Source organism: Pseudanabaena sp. PCC 9330 (genome assembly GCF_055795045.1).
In genome coordinates this window covers 1-25,196 of sequence record NZ_JAYFES010000073.1, presented here as the reverse complement: position 1 = coordinate 25,196, position 25,196 = coordinate 1, and the positions used below count along the sequence as shown (strand labels likewise).

The following is a 25,196-nucleotide window of genomic DNA, read 5'->3' as shown; positions in this document are numbered from 1 at the left end:
GGGTTGGCTATAGGGTCTAGTCAGGCGATCGCCCAGGCCAATGTGCGGGGTAGAAACCGGTTGCCTAGCACCAGCAGCCCCAGCTACCTGGTTTCTTTGCCCCTACTATACCGAGCCTTGCCACAGCGGGAATATGAGGAATCGATCGCCTAGCCTGCCCCAGGTCTAAACCGTCACCGCACTCGCAGTCTTAGGATCTGGCAGTTGGGTGGTGATCAGCGCCGCCGCCAACACAAACACACTCGACGCCCACAGACAGCCCACCAGCCCAAACCACTGGTAAAACAGCCCCGAGGTAATCGTTCCCAGCAGCCGCCCCCCCGAGTTAGCCATGTAGTAAAAGCCCACGTTCAGCGTCACATCCTTGTCTTCGGTGTAGGCCAGAACTAGATACGAGTGCACCGCCGAGTTAAAGGCAAACACAACACCAAACACCACCAGCCCCACCGTCACCGCAATGTCACCCCGCACCCCCACCCTCAGCATCAGAGCGATGAACGCCGGAATCACCGTTAAAATCGAGGTCCAAAACAGAATCGTCTTGGCTCTGGGCACTACCTTCCCGGCGCTGTTTTTTCGCAGCAGCTGTGGGGCCAAAAACTGCACAATGCCATAGCCAATCACCCAGGTGGCCATGTAGGTGCCCACCTGCATAAACGTCCAGCCCAGTACCTCGTACAAAAACACCGGTAGCGCCACCACAAACCACACATCCCGCGAGCCAAACAAAAAGAACCGCGCCGCCGACAGCACGTTGATCGCTTTGCTCTTAGAAAACAGTTGCCGAAAGGTCACCTTCTTGCCAATCTTGCCCATGCCAGCGGGCAGCAGCGCTCCCGAAATCAAAATCACCCCCAGCACCGCCGCCTGAATCAGCAGCGCCGAACGAAAGCCCACCCCCTCCAGCAGCGCCGCCCCTACAAAAAAACCCACCCCCTTGAGCGCGTTTTTCGAGCCAGTCAGCACCGCCACCCACTTAAACAAGCGCGACTCGGCCTCCTTCGGCACCACCAGACGAATGGCGCTTTTAGAACTCATCTTGGTGAGATCCTTGGCAATGCCCGAGAAGGCCTGGGCCACCATCACAAAGCCCACCTGCACCGGCACCACCCAGTCAGGGTTCAAACAGCTCAGCATCCCCAGGGCAAAAATTTGCAGCGCAATGCCGCCGTAGAGGGTCTGCCGAATGCCCACCTGGGAACCAATCCAACCGCCAAAGAAATTGGTGACCACGCCAAAAATTTCGTAGAAGAGAAACAGTGTGGCAATTTCAAGCGGCGTGTAGCCCAGCACATGAAAGTGCAGCAGTACCATCATTCGCAGGGCACCATCGGTGATGGTAAAGCCCCAGTAGGCAGCGGTGATGATCGCGTAGTTGCGAATGCTTTCGGGTTTGAAGGTGGAGGGGGGCATGGGGGTGGGTGAGCAGATGGGTGGATGGGTAGGGGCACACTGCGGTGCGCCCGCACGGGATGGATGAGGCTATAGGCTCTGGGCTACCTTGCGGGCTAGCTCAGCCATGCGACAGGAGTAGCCCCACTCGTTGTCGTACCAGGCGAGAATTTTCACCTGGGTCTCATCGACCACCATGGTGGAAAGGGCATCGACAATGGAGGAGCGGGGATCGTTGAGGTAGTCAATGGATACCAGGGGACGAGTCTCATAGCCAAGAATGCCTTGCAGAGGGCCGTCGGCAGCGGCCTTGAGCATTTGATTTACTTCGTCTGCGGTGGTGGAGCGCGCCACCTCAAACACGCAGTCGGTCAGCGAGGCATTGAGCAAAGGCACCCGCACCGCCAGGCCGTTGAGCTTGCCCGCCAGCTCGGGGTAGATCATTGTGATGGCGGTAGCTGACCCCGTGCTGGTGGGAATCAGCGACAGCCCCGTGGCGCGGGCGCGGCGCAGGTCTTTGTGGGGGGCATCGACAATGGTCTGGGTGTTGGTGTGGTTGTGGATGGTGGTGATGACGCCGTGGCGAATGCCCAGCCCCTCATGGATTACTTTGACTACCGGAGCCAGGCAGTTGGTGGTGCAGGATGCGGCGGTGAGCAGGTGATGTTCTGCCGGATTGTAGAGATGGTCGTTGATGCCATAGACCACGTTCAGCGCGCCTTCCTTCACTGGGGCGGCAACGATCACCTTTTTGACGCCGTTGTCGTAGTACGGAGCCAGGGTTTCAACGGCGCGAAACTTGCCGGAGCACTCCAGCACTAGGTCAACGCCGTAGTTGGCCCAGGGCACCTCGCCGGGGGCAGCGTGGCCGCTAACGGTGAGGGGAGTGCCGTCGATGGTGAACTTTTCGCTGCCTACGGCTTCCACATCGCGATCCCAGCGCCCGTGCACTGAGTCGAACTTGAGCAGGTGGGCGCAGGTTTCGGCCTCGCCTTTGATCTCGTTGATGTGGACAAATTCCAGCTCTGGGAAGGCCCAGCCAGCCCGCAGCACCAGCCGCCCGATGCGGCCAAATCCATTGACGGCAACTCTGACCATACGTTCTCCTGGGCGCGATCGCGCCAACACATCCACGCATCAAGCAGTGGCCAAAGGCAAGCTTGCCCTGACCTACGAATCGTTATTTCAAAAAAAGTTGATGCTTTTATTGTTTCAAGGAAACTTGATTTGTCAAGTTTCCTTGGCTACATTGAAAATTGGCGACTCCTCAACCCGTCGGGGCTCTCCATGCCCTACAGCGGTAATGCGCCATAGCCGCCACCGCCCGGCGTAGCAATTTGAATGCAGTCTCCCGGCTCCACCGCCACCGTAGCCTGCCCCGGCAGCACCTCCACCCGCCCATTGGCGCGGATTACCCGGTTTTCGCCCACCTTTCCCGGCTGACCCCCTGCCAGCCCAAACGGCGGCACTAGCCGATGGTTCGAGAGAATCGCTGCCGTCATCGGTTCGCGAAATTCTACTCGGCGCACAATGCCGTTACCGCCCGCAAACTTCCCCGCCCCGCCGCTGCCCGGTTGAATGGCGAACTCGCGCAGCAGCACCGGAAAGCGCCACTCCAGCACCTCGGGGTCGGTGAGGCGCGAGTTGGTCATGTGGGTATGCACCGCATCGGTGCCGGGGAAGCCGGGGCCAGCCCCCGAGCCGCCGCAGATGGTTTCGTAGTACTGGTGGTGCGCGTTGCCGAAGGTGAAGTTGTTCATGGTGCCCTGGGAGGCCGCGATCGCACCCAACGCCCCATATAGCGCATCGGTCACCGCCTGCGATACCTCCACATTGCCCGCCACCACCGCCGCCGGGTACTGCGGGTTTAGCATCGAGCCTGCGGGAATGACAATTTCCAGCGGCTTCAGGCAGCCCGCATTAAGCGGAATATCGTCATCCACCAGGGTGCGAAACACGTAGAGTACGGCGGCCTTGCACACCGCCGCCGGGGCATTGAAGTTGCTGGGTCGCTGGGGAGAGGTGCCAGAAAAGTCAATTGTGGCGCTGCGCTGTTCCCGGTTCACTGTCACCTGGACGGCGATCTGACTGCCATCATCCATTTCGTAGGTAAACTGGCCGTCGTGGAGGCGATCAATGACTCGGCGCACGCATTCTTCGGCGTTGTTTTGTACGTGCTGCATGTAGGTCTGCACCGTGTCGAGACCATAGTGATCTACCAGTTTTTGCAGCTCTTGTGCCCCCTTTTCGTTGGCCGCAATCTGCGCCTGCAAATCAGCGATATTCTGCGTCGAGTTCCGCACGGGATAAGGTGCTGTAGTCAGGATTTCCAGTAATTCAGTTTCTAAGAAATGGCCCTGATCCATGAGCTGCACGTTGTCGAGCAGCACACCCTCTTCTTCGATACTCGTACTGTCGGGTGGCATTGAGCCAGGGGTGATACCGCCTATGTCAGCGTGGTGCCCCCGAGACGCAACGTAGAAGAGGGGGCGGGTGGATGGGGAGTGGTTCGTCCCCTCCTGGGAGGGGCGGGTCGCCGCCAAAAATACGGGTGTGATTACGGTGATATCGGGCAGGTGGGTGCCGCCGTTGTAGGGGTTATTTTGCAGATAAACATCGCCGGGTTTTAGACCGTCGCCCTTAGCCTCAATCAAACTCCGCACGCTCTCGCCCATGGAGCCCAGATGAACCGGAATGTGGGGCGCATTGGCCACGAGCTGACCATTTTGATCAAACAGCGCGCAGGAGAAATCTAGCCGCTCTTTGATATTCACTGAGTAGCTGGTGTTTTGCAGCGTAATCCCCATTTCTTCAGCCACGGCGCGGAAGAGGTTGTTGAAAATTTCGAGCAGAACAGGATCGGGTAATTTTGAATTTTGGACTTTGAATTTTGGATTGTCTTCTGCCTTCTGCCTTCTGCCTTCTGCCTTCAAAATCAAATGCCCTTTGGGGGTAAAAGTGGCATTCCAGCCGGGTTCAACCACGTTGGTGCCGGTAGCTTCGATGATGAGGGCGGGGCCTGCGATCGCATCCCCCGGACACAAATCTTCCCGATGGTAAACAGGCGTCTCATGCCATGCCCCAGCAGTGTAGACGGGGACGATAGTTTTGGGCACCAGAGGTGTGGTGCGAACCTTGTGGATCTCGGACTCTTCGGGGCTGTGGGTGTGGCCGATTACCTCCACGGCGGCGGTATCGACAATTAGGCGCTTACCCTCCTGGGCAAAGCCGTAGCGCTGGCGATGCAGAGCGGTGAACTGCGATCGCATCGCCTCTACCCCCGCAAAATCCACAGCCAGAGTCGAATCGGTGCCCTCATACTTGAGCAGCAGGCGAGGCAGCACTTGGGGGGATTTTGAGTTTTGAGTTTTGAATTTTGGCTCGTCCCCTCCTAGGAGGGGTAGGGGTGGGTCTATGAGAGAATCCTGAACTTTAGACTTTGGATTGTCGAGGGTAAACCCTTGCTGTTCCAACTCCTCTAAACCCTTAGCAGCAAGGGACTCTACAATTTGCTGAATCTCAGTCAGCGTATCCTCCCCCAGGGGCAGCTCGACCGATCGCTCGTTCAGCGCCCGCACATCCGCCAGCCCCATGCCGTAGGCCGACAGCACCCCCGCGTAGGGATGCAGAAACACCTCCCTCATGCCCAGGGCGTCGGCAATTAGGCAGGCGTGCTGGCCCCCCGCTCCGCCAAAGCTGCACAGCACATATTCAGAAACGTCGTAGCCTCGCTGCACCGAGATTTTTTTGATCGCGTTGGCCATTTTTTCGACGGCGATCGCCAAAAAGCCCGCCGCCACCTGCTCAGGGCTACGCACATCCCCTGTGGTCGCCTGAATTTCTGCCGCCAAAGCCGTGAATTTCCCTCGCACCACGCCGCTGTCCAAGGGCAGATTGCCCTCTGGGCCAAACACATGAGGGAAAAACTCCGGCTGAAGCTTGCCCACCATCACGTTGCAGTCAGTCACCGCCAGCGGCCCGCCGTGACGATAGCAGGCCGGCCCCGGATAGGCCCCCGCCGACTCTGGCCCCACCCGGTAGCGGCTGCCGTCAAAGCTGACGATCGAGCCGCCCCCCGCCGCCACCGTGTGAATCGCCATCATCGGTGCCCGCAGCCGCACCCCGGCCACCTCGGTTTCAAAACTGCGCTCGTATTCACCTCGGTAGTGCGACACATCGGTGCTGGTGCCGCCCATGTCAAAGCCAATCATGCGATCGTAGCCCGCCTGGCGACTGGTCTGCACCGCACCGACTACACCCCCGGCAGGCCCAGAGAGAATGCTGTCTTTGCCCTGAAACAGCGCCGCATCCGTCAGCCCGCCGTTGGACTGCATGAACATGAGGCGAGGAGGCGAGTCTTGAATTTTGGATTTTGGATTTTGGATTTTGGCAGCGTCTATCCCCTCCTGGGAGGGGTAGGGGTGGGTTTCCGACCGGGAGGGGTAGGGGTGGGTCTGCAACTGCCCCGCCACCCGATCCACATACCGCCGCAAAATTGGCGACAGGTACGCATCCACCACCGTCGTATCGCCTCGGCTGATGAGTTTGATCAGCGGACTCACCTGGTGGGAGATAGAAACCTGGGTAAAGCCGACCTGACGGGCCAATTCTCCCAGGCGCAGCTCGTGGGCGGGGTAGCGATAGCCGTGGAGTAAAACAATGGCACAGGCCCGAATCCCTGAGTCAAACGCCCGCTGAAGTTCCTGCCTGAGGCGACCCTCCTCTTGATCAGTCAGCGGCGTCAGAACCTCCCCCTGGGCGGTGAGGCGTTCGTTAACCTCAAGCACCTGCTCGTAGAGCATCTCCGGCAGCTCGATGTGACGGGCAAAAATGTCGGGCCGGTTTTGGTAGCCAATGCGCAGAGCGTCGCAGAATCCTTTAGTGGTGAGCAGCAAGACGCGATCGCCCTTTCGTTCCAGCAGCGCATTGGTCGCCACCGTCGTCCCCATCTTCACCGCCTCAATCGTCTCAGCGGGGATCACCTCATTCGCTCCTAGGCCCAGCAGATCGCGAATGCCGTGAATGGGGGCATCGGCATAGCGATCGGGGTTTTCGGACAGCAGTTTGTGGACGACAATTTGCCCATTGGGGCGGCGAGCCACAATGTCAGTAAAGGTACCGCCGCGATCGATCCAAAATTGCCAGCGCTGGCCAGGTAGAAAAGATGGAATCATAGGGTCAGGGGAAATTGTAGAGCAGCCTAAAACCCATTGTGAACTACGGCTAAACTCTAAAGGCAACCCGTTGGCATTGCCCACAGCCAATGCCAGACTCATGCCAACGGGGTTCAGCCATCTGCATGAGTGCTCGTGTAATTGCTATCTCAACTAACTGTTATGGATACTCGCTCTAAAGTCTACGTTGCTGGCTCCCGTGGCCTCGTCGGCAGCGCTTTGGTCAGAACCCTCAGAGCCCAGGGCTATGAGAATTTACTACTGCGCTCTAGCCAGGAGCTAGACCTGCGCAGTCAGGCGGCGGTGGATGAGTTCTTTGCTGCTGAAAAGCCAGATTATGTCTTTCTAGCCGCCGCTCGGGTTGGTGGCATTCAGGCCAACAACACCTACCGGGCCGAGTTTCTCTACGACAATTTGATGATCGAGGCCAACATCATCCACAGCGCCTACCGCCATGGAACAGAGAAACTCTTGTTTTTGGGGTCTTCCTGCATTTACCCCAAGCTGTGCCCCCAGCCGATGCAAGAAGACTACCTGCTGACGGGGTTTTTAGAGCCGACCAATGAACCCTATGCGATCGCCAAAATTGCTGGCCTCAAGCTCTGTGAAAACTACTGCCGCCAGTACGGGGTAAATTTCATCTCGGCCATGCCCACCAACCTCTACGGTCTCAACGACAACTTTGATCTGGCCAACTCTCACGTGCTGCCCGCGCTGATGCGCAAGTTTCACGAGGCCAAGGTCAACGGCGACCCCACGGTGACCGTTTGGGGCACTGGTACCCCCCTGCGCGAGTTTCTCTACGTCGATGACCTGGCCGACGCCCTGGTGTTTTTGATGAACACTTACAACGAGGTCGATTTTGTCAACGTCGGCACCGGGCAGGAAGTCTCCATTAAAGAACTGGCGCTGACTATCAAAGCCGTTGTCGGCTATGAGGGTGAACTGGTGTTTGATACGACCAAGCCCGACGGCACCCCCCGCAAACTGCTGGATGTAACGCGGCTCAACGCCGCCGGATGGCATGCCCAAACCGATCTCAAGACCGGTATTGAGCACACCTACAGATGGTTCTTACAAAATTATGACAGCCTGCGGGGGCGCGAGGCCGCCTAGGTCGGTTCACACTTGCCGCTGCGGATGAGGCCTACCCTCCGGGCGATCGCCTCATCTTGAGAGGCGTAAGGCCCCCACATAGGCCGCCGGTCTTGTAATTGCCCACGGCTGACGTTTTCGGCAGAGAGCACCTGGCAGGTTCCATCTTCCCCCTGCACGACATACCAGCCCTCATTTCGTTCAGTCATTGCCACGTTCCTCAACCACACGGTGCTAATCCATTAAACTCGGTTTTGCCCCGGCTGAGGATAGAGATTCAGTAGCAAAAGCGGTCATTGTTATTCGCTATGGTCTGACCTTTGCCCTTGCGCATGGCCCCCAGCACGGTAGAAACGACCACGCAGCGGTGGGTGTGCCGTTCTCCCGTAATCGTCACCGTGATCGTGCCCTGTTCCCCAATCGCCTTCGATTTGAGGTTGCCGTACATGTCAAATCTGGTGTAGTGAATGCCACCGGCCTGGGTTAGGGTATTGTCGATATCTGCCAAGACCACTCCGTCTGTTAAGGGTCGCCAGGCAGCCACCTGCACAGCGGGCATTGATTCAGGATGGCTAGCCCACTCGATACGCCCGTTGCGCTCTCGCAGACTAAAACGGCGATCGTGGCGGTTTTGGGTGGCATCGGCTTGGGTTGATCGCAGTGCCTGGTAGAGCATGTCTTGGGTGATGTTGATTTTGCGCTGGTTCAAAAACCCAAGGAAAGAGGGGGCGGCGATCGCCGCCATCAGCCCAATGATCACCACCACGATCAATCCTTCCAGTAGGGTAAACCCGGCAGACTCCACCCCTGGGTAAGACGGTTTGCCCGACCGCCGCCAAGGTTGAGACATATTTTGCGTCATAGTTGTAGATGCCTAAAGCCTGATGGGGTCAAGGTGCCCATCTGCCGTTGGCCCTGGGCCGTAGTTAGGGCAACAATCGGTCATTGTGCCGAGGACTGTCTGGGAAGGCTGACACATAGCCTAAGAGCCGCAAAGTCGGTAAGCTGACAAAGGTGTTGCGATGGCCCCTGGTCTAAATCTTTAAACCAATGCCCACTCAGTTGCATTTTGCCCTGGCCATCTCCCTGGGCTAGGCTACGCTAGCCCAACATTTCAACCGTTGCTTTCAACTGCTCATAAGGAGACCCCGCCCGTGGATGTTAGAGCCGCCGTCGCCCTAGGCCCAGGCCAACCCCTCACCATCGAAACCGTTCAGCTCGAAGGCCCGCGCGAGGGCGAAGTGCTGGTCGAAATTAAGGCCACCGGCATCTGCCACACCGACGCCTACACCCTCTCAGGCAAAGATCCCGAAGGGCTGTTTCCGGCGGTGCTGGGCCACGAGGGGGCAGGTATCGTAGCCGAAGTCGGCCCCGGCGTCACCAGTCTCAAACCTGGCGACCACGTGATTCCGCTGTACGTGCCCGAGTGCCGCCAGTGCGAATACTGCCTCAGTTTTAAGACCAACCTCTGCCAGGCCATTCGCCTCACCCAGGGGCGGGGGCTCATGCCCGACGGCAGCAGCCGATTTTCCCTCGACGGCAAACCGCTGTTTCACTACATGGGCACCTCGACCTTTGCCAACTACACTGTGGTGCCCGAGATCGCCCTGGCCAAAATTCGCCCTGACGCGCCCTTTGAGAAGGTTTGCTACATTGGCTGCGGCGTCACCACGGGCATCGGAGCGGTGATCAACACCGCTAAGGTCGAGCCGGGGGCCAACGTAGTCGTGTTTGGCCTCGGCGGCATTGGCCTCAACGTTTTGCAGGGCTGTCGTATGGTGGGGGCCAACAAAATCATTGGCGTTGACATCAACCCCAATCGGCGAGAGTTAGCTGAGAAGTTTGGCATGACCCACTTCGTCAACCCCAAAGACGTCGAGGGCGATCTAGTGGCTCATCTGGTAGAGCTAACCGGCGGCGGGGCCGACTACAGCTTTGAGTGCGTCGGCAATGTCAACCTCATGCGCCAGGCCCTAGAGTGCTGCCACAAAGGCTGGGGAGTGAGTGTGATCGTGGGCGTTGCCGCCGCTGGCGAAGAGATCAGCACTCGCCCCTTTCAGCTGGTGACCGGGCGAGTGTGGAAGGGTACCGCCTTTGGCGGAGCCAGGGGCCGCACCGACGTGCCCAAAATTGTCGATTGGTACATGGACGGCAAAATCAACATTGATGATTTGATCACCCACGTCATGCCGCTGGATGAGATTAACACCGCCTTTGACCTGATGCACCGGGGCGAGAGCATCCGCAGCGTGGTGACGTTTTAGGGAATCCTCACCCCTGCCTCTCTCCCCAGGGAGAGGGGTTCTGCTTGTAGTCCTGGCAGGGAAGACATGGGGGTCTGCCCCTTCCCACCACCCTCCACCCCCATCACCCTTCCATCCTCTATGTCCCTCACGCTTCACAATCAACATGCCTGCTTTGGTGGCACCGTTGGCTACTACAGCCACCCGTCAGATGTCTGTAACTGCGAGATGCGGTTTGCGGTGTACGTGCCACCCCAGGCCCAGGCTGGCCCGGTGCCAGTGCTCTACTACCTGTCAGGCCTCACCTGCACGGAGGATAATTTCACCAGCAAGGCGGGGGCGCAGCGCTATGCAGCCGAGCACGGCATTATGCTGGTGGCCCCCGATACCAGCCCCCGAGGCAAAGAGGTGCCCGATGAGGCCGACGCCTGGGATTTTGGCACCGGGGCGGGTTTCTATGTGGACGCCACAGAGGCACCCTGGAGCAGCCACTACCGCATGTACAGCTATGTCACGGCAGAACTGCCTGCGCTGATTGCCCAAGAATTTTCCATTCGCCCCGATCGCCAGGGCATTTTTGGTCACTCTATGGGGGGCCATGGCGCGCTGGTGTGCGGGCTGCGCAACCCCGATCTGTTTAAGTCGATCTCGGCCTTTGCCCCGATCGCTGCACCATCCCAGTGCCCCTGGGGACAAAAAGCATTTGCGGGCTATTTGGGGTCAAATTCTGAAAGCTGGAAGACCTACGATGCGACCGAGCTGGTAAAAGACAGGGCTCGGCCCGATTGCACCATTTTGATTGACCAGGGCACGGCTGATGCTTTCCTCGATCAGCAGCAGCTTTTACCCGAGGTGTTTGCCGCCGCTTGTAAGGCTGCTGGGCAACCTCTAATGTTACGCAAACAGGCAGGGTACGATCATGGCTACTTTTTCATGGCTTCCTTCATGGGCGATCACCTCCGTCACCATGCCGATGTGCTGACGAAGGGCTAGTCTAGGAGAGATATAAGCCCCATCTAAGTCCTAAAGGAAGTTCTCCCCCTGGTAGAACTCTAGCTCCTGGGCTGGACTGGGTATAACTGCCCCTTTCACTATGTAATTAGGAAATTAGGAGACCCGTTATGGTGAGATATTGCGTTGCTGCGCTGCTAATGATGCTGGCCTGGCTATGGCCTGCTTCGGCCTGGGCTAGCCCGTCGACGGTGCTGCTGGCCCAAGCTCCTGGAGCTGAGGTAGCTGAAGCCGCTACTAAGGCCCTGGGCGATGATGAGATTGCTATTTTTGCTAAGGCCTACCAGGCGGTGCAGACCCTGCGCATGCGGGCAGAGGGAGATATGGCCAAGGCGGTTGAGGATGAAGGGCTGACCATTGACCAGTTTAATGCGATCGCCGAAACCCAGCTCGATGGCCCAGCCCAAACCGCTGACGACATGGCTAAAGTTGCTGCTAAAGCCAAAATCTCTAAGGCCGACAAGAAGAAGTTTGACGCCGCCGTTGAGCGCATTATTGCTATTCGCCAGAGCACCGAAGGAGAAATGGAAACGGCTATTGAATCTGAGGGGCTATCGATCGACAGCTTTAATAGCCTGCTAGAGCAGTCTGCCGACGACACCGATCTACAGCGCAAAATTAGCGATCAGATCGTCAAACAAACCCTTCAATCTGCCAAGTCAGCAGATTAAGCTCAAGTCTAGAAACCGGAGGCGATCGCAGGGCTTTCTCTAGATCTGTGCCCCAGCGCAGGGTGGAGCAGCTACTTTGTAGTAGTTATCTCAGGTTTTGTGAGTTTATGTAAACCTCGCCCCTGCCCCCCAATTAATCAGCGCACAATGAGCCACAGGAGCTAAGTTCCACTGCTTGAGGGTTTTGTCATGGTGCCTTTCTTTAAAGCCGCCCCTGTGGAAGTTGATACCGAGACAAAGATTCTCCAGGCGGCGCTGAAGCTGTTTGCTAAACGGGGCTATGGTGCCACCACCACCCGCGAGCTAGCCCAGACCGCTGGCGTGGCCGAGGGCACTCTGTTTCGCCACTTTGAAAACAAAAAGGCCATTTTGGTGGCGGTGGCCAGCCAGGGCTGGGTCGAGATTCTCACCGATCTGCTGACCGAGCTGAGCGAAATGGCCAGCTACAAGGCGATCGGCCAGGTGATGCAGCGGCGCATGTTGAACCTGCAAAAAAACTCGGCCCTGATGCGCGTCTGCTTCATGGAAGCCCAGTTTCACCCCGAACTGCGGGAGCAGATTCAAACCGAGGTGATCGGCAAGATGATCGACGTCGCCGAGGCCTTTTTTCAAACCGCGATGGATCGCGGGGTCTATCGCCCGATGAATGCCCGCATGGTGGCGCGAGTTTTCTTGGGTATGTTTACCGTAGCGGGCTTTAGCCAAGACACCCTCGGCGATGAAGCCGCCTCACCCCAGGCGATGAAAGACCTGGCGGAATGTTTGACAGATATCTTCTTGAACGGTGTGCTGGCCTAATCGCTGAATATACCTCTCCCCTGGATGCCTTGATTGACCTGACTAGGCGACTCACGCTCTACGAGCTTCAGGACTCCATGGATTCGGCAGAGTTCTTTACTCAGTACAACCAAGTTGCCCTTGGGTGAGGTTTAAGGCCACCTTTGATCACAAGAACCCTGATCACAAGAATACCGAAGCATCTTGCTTCCTCCTGAGGGCGCAGGGCCTGCGCCCCTACAGCGGGGTATCTTCTTTGCCAAAAATCTCCTAATCGCTATCCTCACTAGACTGATCACCAGCCTTAGCTAGCCCAGGCTTTAGAAGTAGCCCCCAGACGGGGTTGAAGGGGTGTACGGTGGCAGTGGGGTGATTTTTGCTGACGAGCGATCGCCCCTCATTGGCCCACTGAAACGCCGACCCGGCTAGGTTGTACACCGCACCGTAGCCCGCCGATTGTAGCTGACTCACCAGTCGGGCCGAGCGATAGCCCACCGAGCAGTAGGCGACAATGGGCTGGGCTGGATCTAGATGCAGCTCGATCATGTCTTCGAGCTGAACTGCACGACGGGCACCGGGCAGATGGCTCACCGCAAACTCGTAGTCTCGACGCACATCTAGCAGTACCGGCGCGTTGTCTGTGCTCAACCAATCGGCCAACTCCTGGGTAGTAACGGTCGGCACCGCCGGAAACGATCGCCGCACCCAGAGATTTACCGCCCACCAGGCCACAGCTCGAATCGGTTGCATTAGCATCAGAGGTAGAGACTGTTTTTTCCAGGCGTCGGCGCAGGAGATCACCATGCTGGATTTTAACCCCTGGAATGATCTGCTTCAGACCTATGTGGACGATCGGGGCCGGGTAGACTATGCCCGCTGGCAGAAGAAAGACTCTGCCACCCTCAAGGCCTGGCTAGAGAGCCTGCCCTCTAGCCTTGACGGCCTGAGCCAAGAAGAATCGCTGGCGCTGCTGATCAACCTCTACAACGCTCTGACCATTCAGCAGGTGATCGATCGCTACCCGATCGCCTCTATTTTTCCCCAGGTGCTGGGGGTGCCCAACTGGCTCAGCTTTTGGCGGTTTTTTAGCCGATCGCTCTACCCCCTCGACGGCCAGCGCATCAGCCTCAACCACCTTGAGCACGGTATTTTGCGGCCCCAGTTCCAAGAGCCGCGCATTCACTTTGCTCTGGTTTGTGCCTCGGGGGGCTGCCCGATTTTGCGCAACGAGGCCTATCTGCCCGACATTGTCGAAGCCCAGCTCGAAACTGACGCCCACCGCTTTATTCACAACCCCGATAAGGTGCGCTACGCCGCCGAGACGGGGGTGCTCTATTGCAGCCAAATTTTTAAGTGGTATGGCGAAGACTTTCTCCCGGTGGCCCCATCGATGCCTGACTACATTGGCGCTTACCTGGGCCTCCAGCCGCCGCTGTCAGCGCTCACCAAGGTAGAGTATTTGCCCTACGACTGGGGGCTAAACGATCAGCGCCAAGGGGTGATCTAGCCCTGTTCTTCGCTCTCTAGCTGCGATCGCGACTCGCCCCAGTAGGCGCTGACGGTAATCACTTCCTGGCTACCTTTGATTTCTGATGTCCACCGGTAGACGGTGTTTTTGGGGTTGACGCCCACCTCTAGCAGCTTGGCACCCATGTAGTACTCCATAGAGTCGCGGGTGCGCTTTTTAAAGAACTCAGACTGATCTTTGGGCACCGTGCGGGACAGGTGGGCCTGAGTGTGTTTGGGCTTCGCCATGGACGTTAACAAAAGGAGTTCTAGGACGTACTTATCATAACCAGAGAACAGGCCGTTCTGGGGGCTAGGATCAGCTTAGGGAACTGCTGGAGAATAGTTTTTAGCAGCCATTTGCGGAGATTTTTTGACAAGGAGATATCCCTGATCAGGGCAAACGACTGTCTGCCCCTAGGGTAAAACGACTCGTTGGTGGGATAGCTACTGTGCTGAGAATCTCTATCAGCTGTGGCGATTGCCTAAAACCCCCAGGTGCGTTTGGGGCCAGTATCGAGGTGAATGATATTGGGAATGTTGCTGTAGATGCCAACGCCCCCCGGCCAGGTGAGCATGACGGCATTGGCCACCTGGCGACCACTCATGCCCTGTACCTGAATGTCGGCGGCCCGGCCAAACAGGTGCTGACTCTGGGAGGCACCGCCCACGGCTGCGTTAACGGCAGGGGGCCGATACCAGGAGTTGATTTGAAACGGGCGACCAAGGCGATCGCGCACCGGCTGCAACGCCCGCGCCAGACCAATGATGTTGTCGACAATGGCCTGGGTCTCGGGAATACGGGTGGCGTTGCGGGTGGCCTCGCCCCAGGTAAAGCTGCCGCCGGGGATGATCGGCTGGTCGGTATAGAAGGTGGAGGTATTGCCCGGCAGCCGGAACGGGCGGCCCACGTACTGGGGCGGCGGCGGTGGCGACGGCGACGCTGGTGGCGGATAGACCACTGCGCCAGCCCGCTCTACCTGAGCATGGCCCTGGAACACGTACCAGGTATTCAACCCGTTGATGTCGTCTTTGACATACTTGAGGGCAAAGCGAATGTGGCCGTTAAACGGCCCCTGGGCATCGGCAAAGGCGTAGCTGCTGAGGGTGAGGGTGGTGCCGGGAGAGACGGGGGTCTGCTCGGTGGGGGCTAGCTGGCTGCTGTCAACCGGGCGGCGCTTAAGCAGAGTGTTGGCGGTCACCCGCAGCACAAAGGCGTTGGGGTCTGGGCGCGGAAACACCACTTCGTTGTCGAGGGTGACGAAGGCGTGGGGGGTGAAGACAAACCAGGTGCTCAGCCCGTTGACAAAGTCTTGGGGGTTGCGAATGGCAAATTTGATGTGGTTATTGAAGTTGCCCTGGCTGTCGCTAAAGGCGTAGGAATGCAGGTCAAAGGCCCGTCCCCGAGGCACGGCCACGGTTTCATTGGCGTTTAAAAGGCTGGAGTCGAGGGGGCGACGCTTGATCAGGGTGCCGGTGTTGATCCACAGCACGGGCATGCTCTCCTGGTCTTCGTGGGGGTAGACCACCACGCCATCGGCCTCAACCTGGGCCGCTTGGCTGGGCACAAACCAGGTGTTGAACCCGGTACCGGGGGGGCGATCGCCCAGGGCGACTTTGATATGGCCATTAAAGCCGCCGTTGATGTCGGCATAGGCATAAGATTGCAGCGGAAAAATGCTGCCAGCGGCGATCGCCACCTGCTCATTGGCCGCCAGCTGCCCCGGCGGCTCTGGCCTCAGTACAAAGGTGGTGGCCCGATTGACTCGTAAAACTTGATTCACCATGCACCCTCTGCGATCGCATTGCCCTGGGCCAACCCATCATATGGCATGGTTAAGGGACTGTTCTCATACCTGGGAGATAGGCCCGAGGAAAAAAATTAGGGAAAACACCAGGGAGAGCATCGCCGTTTTGGGTTGGGTACCACTATGACTGTTTGGCAGGCCGATCTGCACCGCCCGCCCCTGGTGAGCGATCGCGGCGAACCCCTGTGGGAAATTTTGCTGTGCAGCGACGACTTTAGCTTTAGCTATGGGGCCACAGCGCCCCAGGCAGCCATCAACAAAGCCTGGGTTACTGCCCAGGTGCAAACGGCCTTAGAAAAAGCTGGCACTGCCCCCAAAAAAATCCCCGAAAAAATTCAGGTATTTCGTCCCCAGGCGCTGTCGCTACTCACCACCGCCTGCGAACCCCTGGGCATTGCCGTAGAGCCGACCCGCCGCACCCCCACTCTGCACCAGTGGCTGCGACAGCGCACCCAGTGGTACCCCACCCAGCCCAACGCCATTGCGGTGCCCTACAACCCGCTGCACATTGATCTGTCACCCCCGGTGCCCCTGCCCGAAAATCTCTGGGGCGACAGCTGGGGCTTCACCGCCCTCTCGGCCTACGACTTTGAGCAAACCCTGCCCTACGAACCGATCCCCCTCCGCGCTCTGCGGCCAGAGCTGATACCCTCCCGATTGGGCCTGGCCAGCACCACCCCGATTCCGGGCGTAGTGGTCGATGCCGGACGGCAGGCCATGGCCCTAGCTCAGTGGGTGCAGTCCCAGGCCCCGGCCTGGCTGAGCTATGGGCGCGGCGAACCCGATGGACTGATTTTAGATGCGGGGCTGTGCGATCGCTGGGTGTTTACGACCTTTAGCGACCCTGAGGTGGCGATCGCCGGTCAGCGCTTTGAGCAGCGCAAACGCCAGAGCCAGGGCCTCCATTTTCTCATCATTCGCCCCGATGACTCAGGCATGACCACCACGGGGCTCTGGCTGCTTCAGCAGCCGATCAGCCGTCCCTGATTGCCCCTGGCAGATCGGTATAGACTCTGTCGATGGGGTGAAATGCAGTGAAGCCAACAGCAGTGAGCTTGGTTGGGTGCTGCTGGCGCGCCACCCAACCTACAACTTTAGAACTGACAGACCACTAGGCGACATTTTTGTGTACAAATGTTGCGGAGAGAAAAGTGCTGAACCCCTTTTCCCGTAAGAATTAGAGAGCATCACAGAGTGATAAGCTAACGGTTACGCTTTAGTTTGCTTTGAGCCGGGCGCTTTTGTGGCGCTGCTTGTTTCAAGGGCAGGCCGAAAAGGTGGATTCTCCCTTGGTAGGACTCCGCTGTTGCCCCTGGCTTTGGGTTAGAAACGCTTTTTTGTAACGCTGTTTTTGTAAATTGGTGACGCCTCAAATGACCGCAGTGAACCAGGTACCTCTGTTGCTCCGCGCCGCTCGCCACGAGGTGCTGGAGCGCCCCCCCGTGTGGATGATGCGCCAGGCGGGCCGCTACATGAAGGTGTACCGAGACCTGCGCGATAAGTATCCGTCGTTTCGCGATCGCAGTGAAAATGCCGACCTGGCGATCGAGATCTCGCTACAGCCCTGGCGCGCCTTCCGCCCCGACGGCGTGATCATGTTCTCCGACATTCTCACCCCCCTGCCGGGTATGGGCATTCCCTTCGACATTGTCGAGAGCCAGGGGCCGATCATCGATCCGCCCATCCGCACCCAGGCGCAGATCGACGCCGTCCACGAACTCGATCCCGAAACGGCGCTGCCCTACATCCGCACCATTCTGCAAACCCTGCGCAGCGAAGTGGGCAACGAGGCCGCCGTGCTGGGCTTTGTCGGCTCCCCCTGGACCCTGGCGGCCTACGCCGTGGAGGGCAAGACCTCCAAGAACTACACCAAGATCAAAGGCATGGCCTTCTCAGAGCCTGCAATGCTACACCAGCTGCTGGGCAAGCTGGCCGACAACATTGCCGCCTACGTGCGCTACCAGATCGACTGCGGCGCCCAGGTGGTGCAGCTGTTTGACTCCTGGGCTGGGCAGCTCAGCCCCATGGACTACCGTACCTTTGCCCTGCCCTACCAGCAGCGGGTGGTACAGCAGGTGAAGCAGACTCACCCCGACACCCCCTTGATTCTCTACATCAGCGGCAGCGCCGGAATCTTTGACCTGATGGGCGAGTCGGGGGTCGATATCGTCAGCGTTGACTGGACGATGGATATGGCGGAGGCCCGCCGCCGCCTTGGCCCCACCATTGGCGTGCAGGGCAATATCGATCCCGCTATCCTGTTTGGCTCCCAGGCGCTGATTCGCGATCGCATTCTCGACACCATTCAAAAAGCGGGCAATCGCGGCCACATTCTCAACCTGGGCCACGGCATTTTGCCCGGCACCCCCGAAGAAAACGCCGCCTACTTCTTTGAGACGGCCAAGAATGTAGATAAGCTGCTGGCGGCTGTGTAGACCTGCACGTTAGACCGTGCGAACGTTTTAGGACAATTCTGACAAGGAAAATACCTCAGGACTTTGCTTCCTCCCGAGGGCGCAGGCTTTGCGCCCCTACGTGGAGGTATCTTCTTTTCCAGAGATCTCCTTAACGCTTCTTTTAGAGCTACTTGCCATGCTCTCTCTCACCCAGGGCCACCTCAAGCTGCTGGAGATGTGCCCTCGGCGCTACCAGTACACCTACCTCGATCGCTACACAGCGCCCACGGCCCCGGATCAGCTCTTGCGTCAGGAGTGGGGCACCCAGTTTCACCTGGTGATGCAGCAGCGGGAGCTGGGGCTGCCGGTAGACGATCTGCTGCGAGAAGATGCTGATTTGGCCCAGGCCGTAGAAGGCATTTTGGCGGCTGCACCCGAGCTGTTTAGTTCTAGCCCCGGTGAGTTTCGCCAGAGTGAGCACCGCCGCACCCTCGTGTTGAATGGCTATCTGCTGACGGCGGTTTACGATCTGCTGGTGCTGGGGCCGACCCAGGGTCAGATCATCGACTGGAAAACCTACCAAAACCCGCCGACCCAACGCCAGCTGACCCAGGAGTGGCAGACGCGCCTGTACTTGTACCTGCTGGTCGAAACCACTGGCTTGACCCCAGAACAGGTGACGATGACCTACTGGTTTGTGCCGCCGCCTGGGGCTGAGGGCACCTCGGCCCCGCCGAGCAGCATTGCCCTGGCCTATTCTGCCGTCCAGCACCGTCGTACCGAGGCTGACCTGCAACGGCTGACCGATCGCCTCACCACCCTGCTGGCAACCCCCGGTGACCTGCCCCAGGTTGATCGAGAGCGAGGGCTTTGCACCCACTGCCCCTTTGCGGTGCGCTGTCGGCGATCGTCAGAGCGCTACGGGCTGGCTGGATTGGCCAATCTGCCCGCGATCGCCGATATTGCCGAAGTGCCGCTGTAGGGCTGTTCTATTCTCACTATCAGCGAGACCCAGCTCACCACCCCTGTTTCGCCATCGAGTCACCGAAATAGATAACAGCGATGAAACCCTACCAGGCCATTCCCATCGATGACTGTGGCGAGCCGCTGGTGCCTATACCGCGCGATCGCTTTCCTCTGGTGCAGCCTCACCCCTACCAGGTGCTGGGGGCACCCTACGGCGATCGATCGCCCTATTGGCTGCGCCAGGGGGTGTTGATGGCGCTGATCCAGGCGCAAGATCGGCTTCAGCAACAGCAGCCCGGCTGGAAGATTCAGGTGTTTGATGCCTTTCGTCCTCTGGCGGTGCAGCAGTTTATGGTCGACCACACCTTTCTGGCCCAGGTGCGGGGGCGGGGTTGGCCGACCGAGGGGCTCACCCCCGCCCAGCGTGAGGAGGTGATGGCTGAGGTGGTGCAGTTTTGGGCGGTGCCCAGCGATGACCCGGCTACGCCGCCGCCCCACAGCACCGGGGCCGCTGTGGATGTGACCTTGGTCGATGATGCGGGGGTGCCGGTGGCCATGGGATCGCCTATCGATGAGGTGTCGCCGCGATCGCACCCTGACCATTTTGCCGCTAGTACTGCGATCGCCGAGCAGGAGTTCCACGCCCACCGCACTCGGCTCCATGAGGTAATGCAGGCCGCTGGGTTTTGCCGCCACCCCAACGAGTGGTGGCATTTTTCGCTAGGCGACCAGCTGTGGGCCTGGCAGCGGCGACAAGAGACCGGCAGCAACAAGTTTTTGGCCCACTATGGGCGAGCCTCGGTAGACTTGGGGGAACATTAAACCCCACGGGTCTCGCAGCGGTAAGGGAGAGAGCAGCAATGGCATGGACTAGGCTAGTCAGAGCACAGCAACCGCTGTCTGCAATGCGGGGACGACTGACCTGGAGCCTTGCCCTGGTGAGTGCCCTGGCCAGCGCCACCCCTGCCCTAGGGCAAACTACCGAGACGGTGCAGGCCGCCCTTCAGCTGGCGGTCTGTCTCAATGACTGGGATAGCGCGATCGCCCGCACTATTCAGCTAGAGCAGGTGCCGGGGCTACCGATCAAAACCCAGGCTCAGCTGGTGCAGTTTCGTCGGCAGATGCAGATTTGGCGACAAAACCAAACCGTAGTCAGCAACATCTCGGGCTGTGAGCCCGTGCTGGCTGGGTTCGGTATTCCTGGGTATACGGGGCGACCGCTCGAAGTCGAGCGCGCCCTGGCCAACGCTGGGCTGATCGACCCCATCGTCGTGCCCGATGTCATTTTGCAGGAGCAGGCGGCGCTGTGGCAGGCCAGCCTAGGGGTCACTGCTGATACCCCCCTGACGCCCCTGGCGGCGGCCCAGCGCATCAACACCCGCACCGGCAGCGGCGTTTCTACCGGGGCGGTCAGCCGTCGCGTCGATATCTATGCCTTTGTGGCGGCCCAGGGCGACCTGGCTGACCTTAGCCTGACCGTCACCCAGCAGCGGCCTGGTCTGCTGTTTACAGACGCCCAGGCGCTGCTCTTTGTGTTTGACGCCGAGGGCCGACTGCTGGCCGAAGCCCGCACCGCTGCTGCCACACCGCCCCGTTTAACGGGTCTGCCCTTGCCCAGCACCGGCGGCTATTACATTGCTGTCACCACCCCCGAGCACCGCCCCGTGCTTGACGAGGGGGGCTTTATCGTTGGCTGGCAGGGCATTGGCACCAGCGCCATCACCTACACGCTGACTCTGACGGGGTTGACCCCCTCGCCCCAGCTGGGCGTTGGCACGATCGGCCTGGGCGCACCGTAATGGCTCACCGTCACGGCGTGGAAACAGGACAGACATAGGCAGCCTTCTCGCCACTTGAGGAAAATCCAGTCCCCATCCTTCCTGCTGTTCACCCCTAACGTCAGTTCGAGCTAACGCCGTCCCCTCCTCGGAGGGGTGCCCGGAGGGCGGGGTGGGTCAAAATGGCGACGGGACGTCAGCTTCTGAAGCTGGGCAAAAGCGTCTTACCGCTGAATTAACCCACCTCTACCCCTCCCGAGAGGGGACGGGCTGCCTGTTGGCCCAAAGGACCATTCTCAGTCGAACCCATGTATCCCTAAGGTTGGCGGCAAATGCCAAATACCGAGGTAAACCCGTGGAGAAAGGTAGTCTGCCCCACTGGGCCGATCTCACCGCCACAGAAAAAGCCGCCCAGGGGCACCCCCGGCAGGTACTGGGCAAACAGGCTAGAGTCAAAATTGGGCTGTTCGTAGAGGCCTTCGCCGCGCCCCATACAGGCAAACATCAAAGCCCCTACCGGGGCAGCTGTGGTCTGCTGCTGGTAGCGCTGTAGCAGCGTCTCTAGATCGATGGCTGAGGTCTGGGCATCGCGCAGGTGAAACTGCACTCGCTGGCCGGGGCGCAGGCGATCGCCCACGGCAATGGCCCCTGTTTTTGGGTCTACCCCCAGCAGGGTGCGAATGAGAAAGTCGCCGGGTTCGAGGCTGAGCTTAAAGCCGTCTTGGGCGATGCCAATAAATAGGGAGCTTTGGGCTAGCTGGCGATCGCTCTCCGACAGCGTCTCAAACATGGTCTGCAACAGTTCTAGGGGCGGGCGCGAGGTGTCGCTCTCTGGTGCCCCGAGGGACAGCAAGATATTGCGCTCGACCTGGTCAACCCGGTAGATCGGGCCGATGGGGCGACAGCCCTGGGCGACAATGGTGTCGAGCACCACGGGGCCAGACAGGGCTACCCCTACTACCCCTTCGGTGTACAGGGTGCGATCGCAGAACAGCCCGCTGTGGCGGCGAAAGGCGTCAACGCCTGCCAGACCGCCGATTTTAACCCCGTCGGGGTAGGCAAAGTCGAGCCCCTGGAGCAGGTCAGTCACCTTCGACGAAAACGGATCGGCCATCAAAATAAACTGCGGATTGTCGGCGGGGGCAACCCCGATCAGCTCGGCCCAGGCGTCGGGGGGGCTGTCGAGGTCGGGCAGGTCGTCTGCCGCTAGGGCAAAGGTCTGCACCGCGACCCCCGGCAGACAGGCCACCGTCAGGCTGAGGGCCGGGGTGCCCTCTAGCTCTTGGGGGTGGCCCTCGGCGTCAACGCCAATGATGCCGCCCCCGCTGCACCCCACTAGAGCGGGCATGGGCAGCAGGTCGTGGATCAGGGGCAGCAGCCGAGCAAACTCGCTGGTAAATGACGACGAAATAAACACCAGCCCCAGGGTAGGGGTGCCCGTCAACCGGCCACGCAGCTGATCGACCACATCTTTGACGGCCCCCTCTAGGGAAGGCCGACTAGAGACGGCATTGACCCACTCCATGGCTGGCTGAGCTGAGGGATGGGCCACTGGCTGGGTTTGGGGAGAGTCAGTCATGGGTAAAACCCCTGCTTTCAGTGGTTACAGTCTAGATCGGATTGTCTAGGGCAAACGCATTGGCAAAGGGAGCGTAACAGCGGCAGAAGTGAAGTAGTGAGGGAGGTGTTGAGCGGAGAGGATGCGGGTGGTGCTGCGATCGCTGCCTGCATCCCCAATTTCTCTGGGGGTACCATAGCGATAAGGTTTTCTCTGCCGCCGTGGATCGCACCCAGCTCTTTGCCACCCTCAGCAATTTGTCGCCCGCCGACTTTGAGCGGCTGCTGGTTGATATGAAGATGCCCAGAATGAATCGAGCTGGAACCTCAGCGAAAATTGGCGAGCAGGTTAGCGCTTTCCTAGAATGGGCCGATAGCAATATTGGGCCGGGGGTGGAGGCGATCGCCCGGCACCTGGCCGACCTCAATTGCTTTGAGTTTGATGGATACCTGCGATCGCTCGTCGCCACCTACGAAAAATGGCGGGAGCACTACACGCTGACCGATGCCACGGGCAAAGTTGAGCTACCACAGCCAGAGCAACCCTCGGTTTTTGACTTTGGCCTGATGGTGCAGGCTGTCGGCAAAGAGAAGGATGCCCTCGGTTCTGAACCGCGATCGGAGGAACGGGAGAAAACGGAGCGGTTGCCCGTGCTGAAGGGCATTCGCAAGTATGCCGATGGCCATGTGCTGCTGGTGGGCCGTCCTGGCTCTGGCAAATCGACGGCGCTGATTCGGCTGTTGCTGGAGGAGGCGGTGGCCCTCACCCCCGGCCCCTCTCCCAATTTTGGGAAAGGGGATCTGGAGAAAATTCCGGTTTTGGTGGAGCTGCGCTATTGGCAGACTTCAATTTTGGAGCGCATTCGGGCGTTTCTCTACCAGCACGACCCCGGCCTCAATTTAGAGGATGCCGATCTCAATGCTCTGCTGCGCCAGGGGCGGTTTTTGCTGCTGATCGACGGGCTGAATGAGCTGCCGTCTGATGAGGCCCGCAGCCAGCTGGCCAGCTTTCGCCGCGACCACCCCAGGGTGCCGATGATCTTCACCACGCGGGATCTGGCCCTGGGGGGCGACCTAGGGATTGAGAAAAAGCTGGAGATGCAGCCGCTCACCGAGCCGCAGATGAAGGAGTTCATTCGCGCCTATGTGCCTGACCAGGCGGAGGCGATGCTGCGGCAACTAAATAACCGCCTGCGGGAGTTTGGCCAAACGCCGCTGTTGCTGTGGATGCTGTGCGAGGTGTTTCAGCAGTCGCCCAATCGGCAAATGCCTAATAATCTTGGTGGCATATTTCAAGTGTTTACTCGCACCTATGAAAACAGCAGTGTGCAGCAGCACAAAATCGCAGCCCTAAAGGGAGATGTTAAACCACTGACAGATCGCCGCCTGTGGAAAGACGCCCTCAAAGCCTTGGCAGCCCTAATGATGCAGGGCGAAACCCCGGTCGATTTTCGCGTGGCGATTCACCGCACCGAAGCCGAGCGAGAACTCGGCAAACTCTTCGCCAAGGAGAGGTTCCCCGTTCGCGACATTTTAGACGACTTACTTAAATACCACCTGCTGCAAAACCGCACCACCGACCAACTCGAATTTCGCCACCAGCTCATTCAGGAATATTACGCCGCAGAACATTTGCTGCGGTTATTGCCAGAGCTAAGCGATGAACAACTCAAGCGCGACTACCTCAACCTGTTGAAGTGGACAGAACCTATTGCTTTGATGTTGGCGCTGGTGAATGAAGAAGCCCAGGCTCTGCGGGTGGTGAAGTTGGCGATCGATGATGTGGACTTGATGCTGGGGGCGAGGCTTGCAGGGGAGGTGCAACCGGTGCTTCAATGCACGACAGTTAGCTGGCTGAATACTCTTAGCGTTCCACTCCTCCTTAAGTGTAATTGTTGGTCAAACAGCCACTCTGATAGAGCTATAGAGGGCTTGCTAGACGCACTCAAAGATCCCGCTCCTAATGTTTATCGAAGTGCAGTTGGTGCATTGGGAACCATCGGCAGTGAACGTGCCATTGAGGTATTACTAAATGTTCTAAACGAAGCTGAATATTCTGATGTTAATGACATAATTAGAGCATTGAAAATAGTCGGCAGCGAACAAGTTGTCAATGGTTTATTAAATGCTCTACGTAGTCACAATCATGATGCCGATTATAGTGTAGATATTGTAGAGGCATTAGTGAATATTGGCAGCGAGAGTGCTATTAATGGTTTGCTGAATGCCTTAGAGGATAGTCGTTCTGATGTTCGGTGGCCTGCTGCTTTTGCGTTAGGGTTTTCTGGCGATAAGCGTGTCGTTAATGGTTTGCTGAATGCCCTCCATGATACTGACACTACTGTTCGCATTGAAGCAGCAACAGCATTGCAATTAATTGGTGGCGAGGAAGCTGTTGATAGCTTAATAATTACTCTGAACGATACTGATTATGATCTTGGTTTTTGCGCAGCAGTAGCCTTAGCAAAAATCGGTAATGAGCGTGCCATTGCAGAATTGCTGAATTCGCTAGATAGTACTGATATTGAGATGCGCAGGATTGTGACCACTGCCTTGAAGTACGTTGGCAGCGATCGTTTCAATGGGAGCTTGTTGAACCTGCTAAATGATGCTGATCTCTATATTCGATTAAGAGCAGTAGAGGCACTAGGCAAAATCAATAATGAACGTGCTATAGATGGTCTGCTAAATGCCTTAGATGACACTGAGGCTTTTGTTCGAAAAGATGCGGCAGAGGCATTGGGGAAAATCGGTAGTGAACGTGCTATAGATAGCCTGCTAAATACCTTGGATGACACTGAGGCTTCGGTTCGAAGAAATGC

The 25,196-nt window shown here is 58.5% G+C and carries 21 protein-coding genes; 12 read left to right on the top strand and 9 right to left on the bottom strand.

Going from position 1 to position 25,196, the window contains the following annotated elements; genetic code table 11:
- Positions 1-165: 165 nt before the first annotated feature.
- The 3 genes from arsJ to AC0QKW_RS05455 all read right to left on the bottom strand — a co-directional run bounded on the left by arsJ (position 166) and on the right by AC0QKW_RS05455 (position 6,566).
- Positions 166-1,413, bottom strand: coding sequence for an organoarsenical effux MFS transporter ArsJ (gene arsJ / locus AC0QKW_RS05465; protein WP_473150050.1), 1,248 nt, complete (start codon positions 1,411-1,413; stop codon positions 166-168).
- Between the two features lie 69 nt (positions 1,414-1,482).
- Complete coding sequence (locus AC0QKW_RS05460; RefSeq protein WP_473150049.1) at positions 1,483-2,490, bottom strand: ArsJ-associated glyceraldehyde-3-phosphate dehydrogenase; 1,008 nt, start codon at positions 2,488-2,490, stop codon at positions 1,483-1,485.
- Positions 2,491-2,684: 194 nt separating this feature from the next.
- Entirely contained in the window at positions 2,685-6,566 is a 3,882-nt protein-coding gene (locus tag AC0QKW_RS05455) for a hydantoinase B/oxoprolinase family protein (protein ID WP_473150048.1), read from the bottom strand.
- Positions 6,567-6,728: 162 nt separating this feature from the next.
- On the opposite strand from AC0QKW_RS05455, the gene fcl reads away from it, so the two are divergent.
- On the top strand, positions 6,729-7,682 hold the full coding sequence (gene fcl, locus AC0QKW_RS05450) for a GDP-L-fucose synthase (RefSeq protein WP_473150047.1): 954 nt from the start codon (positions 6,729-6,731) through the stop codon (positions 7,680-7,682).
- On the opposite strand, the gene AC0QKW_RS05445 is transcribed toward fcl, so the two are convergent.
- Complete coding sequence (locus AC0QKW_RS05445) at positions 7,679-7,870, bottom strand: hypothetical protein (RefSeq protein ID WP_473150046.1); 192 nt, start codon at positions 7,868-7,870, stop codon at positions 7,679-7,681. The two genes, fcl and AC0QKW_RS05445, sit on opposite strands and share 4 nt — an antisense overlap.
- Before the next feature lie 68 nt (positions 7,871-7,938).
- A complete protein-coding gene (locus AC0QKW_RS05440) occupies positions 7,939-8,511 on the bottom strand; it encodes a pilus assembly FimT family protein (protein WP_473150045.1) in 573 nt (190 codons plus the stop codon).
- 304 nt (positions 8,512-8,815) lie between these two features.
- On the opposite strand from AC0QKW_RS05440, the gene AC0QKW_RS05435 reads away from it, so the two are divergent.
- The 4 genes from AC0QKW_RS05435 (at position 8,816) to AC0QKW_RS05420 (ending at position 12,384) form a co-directional block, all read left to right on the top strand.
- Positions 8,816-9,925 carry an S-(hydroxymethyl)glutathione dehydrogenase/class III alcohol dehydrogenase gene (locus AC0QKW_RS05435; protein ID WP_473150044.1) on the top strand — a complete coding sequence of 370 codons (1,110 nt, stop codon included), beginning with the start codon at positions 8,816-8,818 and terminating at the stop codon, positions 9,923-9,925.
- Positions 9,926-10,045: 120 nt separating this feature from the next.
- Positions 10,046-10,897: an S-formylglutathione hydrolase gene (gene fghA / locus AC0QKW_RS05430; protein WP_473150043.1), complete on the top strand. Its 852-nt coding sequence runs from the start codon at positions 10,046-10,048 to the stop codon at positions 10,895-10,897.
- 128 nt (positions 10,898-11,025) lie between these two features.
- Positions 11,026-11,586 carry a DUF4168 domain-containing protein gene (locus AC0QKW_RS05425; RefSeq protein ID WP_473150042.1) on the top strand — a complete coding sequence of 187 codons (561 nt, stop codon included), beginning with the start codon at positions 11,026-11,028 and terminating at the stop codon, positions 11,584-11,586.
- Between the two features lie 189 nt (positions 11,587-11,775).
- A complete protein-coding gene (locus AC0QKW_RS05420) occupies positions 11,776-12,384 on the top strand; it encodes a TetR/AcrR family transcriptional regulator (RefSeq protein WP_473150041.1) in 609 nt (202 codons plus the stop codon).
- 249 nt (positions 12,385-12,633) lie between these two features.
- Here the strand turns inward: AC0QKW_RS05420 and AC0QKW_RS05415 are convergent, their stop codons facing one another.
- Positions 12,634-13,113, bottom strand: a complete 480-nt coding sequence (locus tag AC0QKW_RS05415; RefSeq protein WP_473150040.1) for a rhodanese-like domain-containing protein — start codon at positions 13,111-13,113, stop codon at positions 12,634-12,636.
- Positions 13,114-13,165: 52 nt separating this feature from the next.
- On the opposite strand from AC0QKW_RS05415, the gene AC0QKW_RS05410 reads away from it, so the two are divergent.
- Positions 13,166-13,870, top strand: coding sequence for a DUF547 domain-containing protein (locus tag AC0QKW_RS05410; RefSeq protein WP_473150039.1), 705 nt, complete (start codon positions 13,166-13,168; stop codon positions 13,868-13,870).
- On the opposite strand, the gene AC0QKW_RS05405 is transcribed toward AC0QKW_RS05410, so the two are convergent.
- Positions 13,867-14,118: a hypothetical protein gene (locus AC0QKW_RS05405; protein WP_473150038.1), complete on the bottom strand. Its 252-nt coding sequence runs from the start codon at positions 14,116-14,118 to the stop codon at positions 13,867-13,869. The genes AC0QKW_RS05410 and AC0QKW_RS05405 overlap by 4 nt on opposite strands.
- Positions 14,119-14,354: 236 nt before the next feature.
- Positions 14,355-15,656, bottom strand: a complete 1,302-nt coding sequence (locus AC0QKW_RS05400) for a YcbK family protein (RefSeq protein ID WP_473150037.1) — start codon at positions 15,654-15,656, stop codon at positions 14,355-14,357.
- Positions 15,657-15,800: 144 nt separating this feature from the next.
- Here AC0QKW_RS05400 and AC0QKW_RS05395 point away from each other — a divergent pair, with 144 nt between their 5' ends.
- The 5 genes from AC0QKW_RS05395 (at position 15,801) to AC0QKW_RS05375 (ending at position 20,838) form a co-directional block, all read left to right on the top strand.
- Positions 15,801-16,664: a Tab2 family RNA-binding protein gene (locus AC0QKW_RS05395; RefSeq protein WP_473150036.1), complete on the top strand. Its 864-nt coding sequence runs from the start codon at positions 15,801-15,803 to the stop codon at positions 16,662-16,664.
- A 386-nt stretch (positions 16,665-17,050) separates the two neighbouring features.
- Positions 17,051-18,112, top strand: coding sequence for a uroporphyrinogen decarboxylase (gene hemE / locus AC0QKW_RS05390; RefSeq protein WP_473150035.1), 1,062 nt, complete (start codon positions 17,051-17,053; stop codon positions 18,110-18,112).
- 157 nt (positions 18,113-18,269) lie between these two features.
- Positions 18,270-19,055, top strand: a complete 786-nt coding sequence (locus AC0QKW_RS05385; RefSeq protein WP_473150034.1) for a PD-(D/E)XK nuclease family protein — start codon at positions 18,270-18,272, stop codon at positions 19,053-19,055.
- A gap of 80 nt (positions 19,056-19,135) precedes the next feature.
- A complete protein-coding gene (locus tag AC0QKW_RS05380; protein ID WP_473150033.1) occupies positions 19,136-19,861 on the top strand; it encodes a M15 family metallopeptidase in 726 nt (241 codons plus the stop codon).
- 38 nt (positions 19,862-19,899) lie between these two features.
- Positions 19,900-20,838: a hypothetical protein gene (locus AC0QKW_RS05375; protein WP_473150032.1), complete on the top strand. Its 939-nt coding sequence runs from the start codon at positions 19,900-19,902 to the stop codon at positions 20,836-20,838.
- Between the two features lie 295 nt (positions 20,839-21,133).
- Here AC0QKW_RS05375 and AC0QKW_RS05370 read toward each other — a convergent pair whose 3' ends face one another.
- Positions 21,134-22,396, bottom strand: coding sequence for an FIST signal transduction protein (locus tag AC0QKW_RS05370; RefSeq protein ID WP_473150031.1), 1,263 nt, complete (start codon positions 22,394-22,396; stop codon positions 21,134-21,136).
- A gap of 200 nt (positions 22,397-22,596) precedes the next feature.
- Between AC0QKW_RS05370 and AC0QKW_RS05365 the strand changes: the two genes are divergently transcribed.
- Positions 22,597-25,196: NACHT domain-containing protein (locus tag AC0QKW_RS05365; protein WP_473150030.1), on the top strand; the 2,600-nt coding region annotated here is incomplete at its 3' end.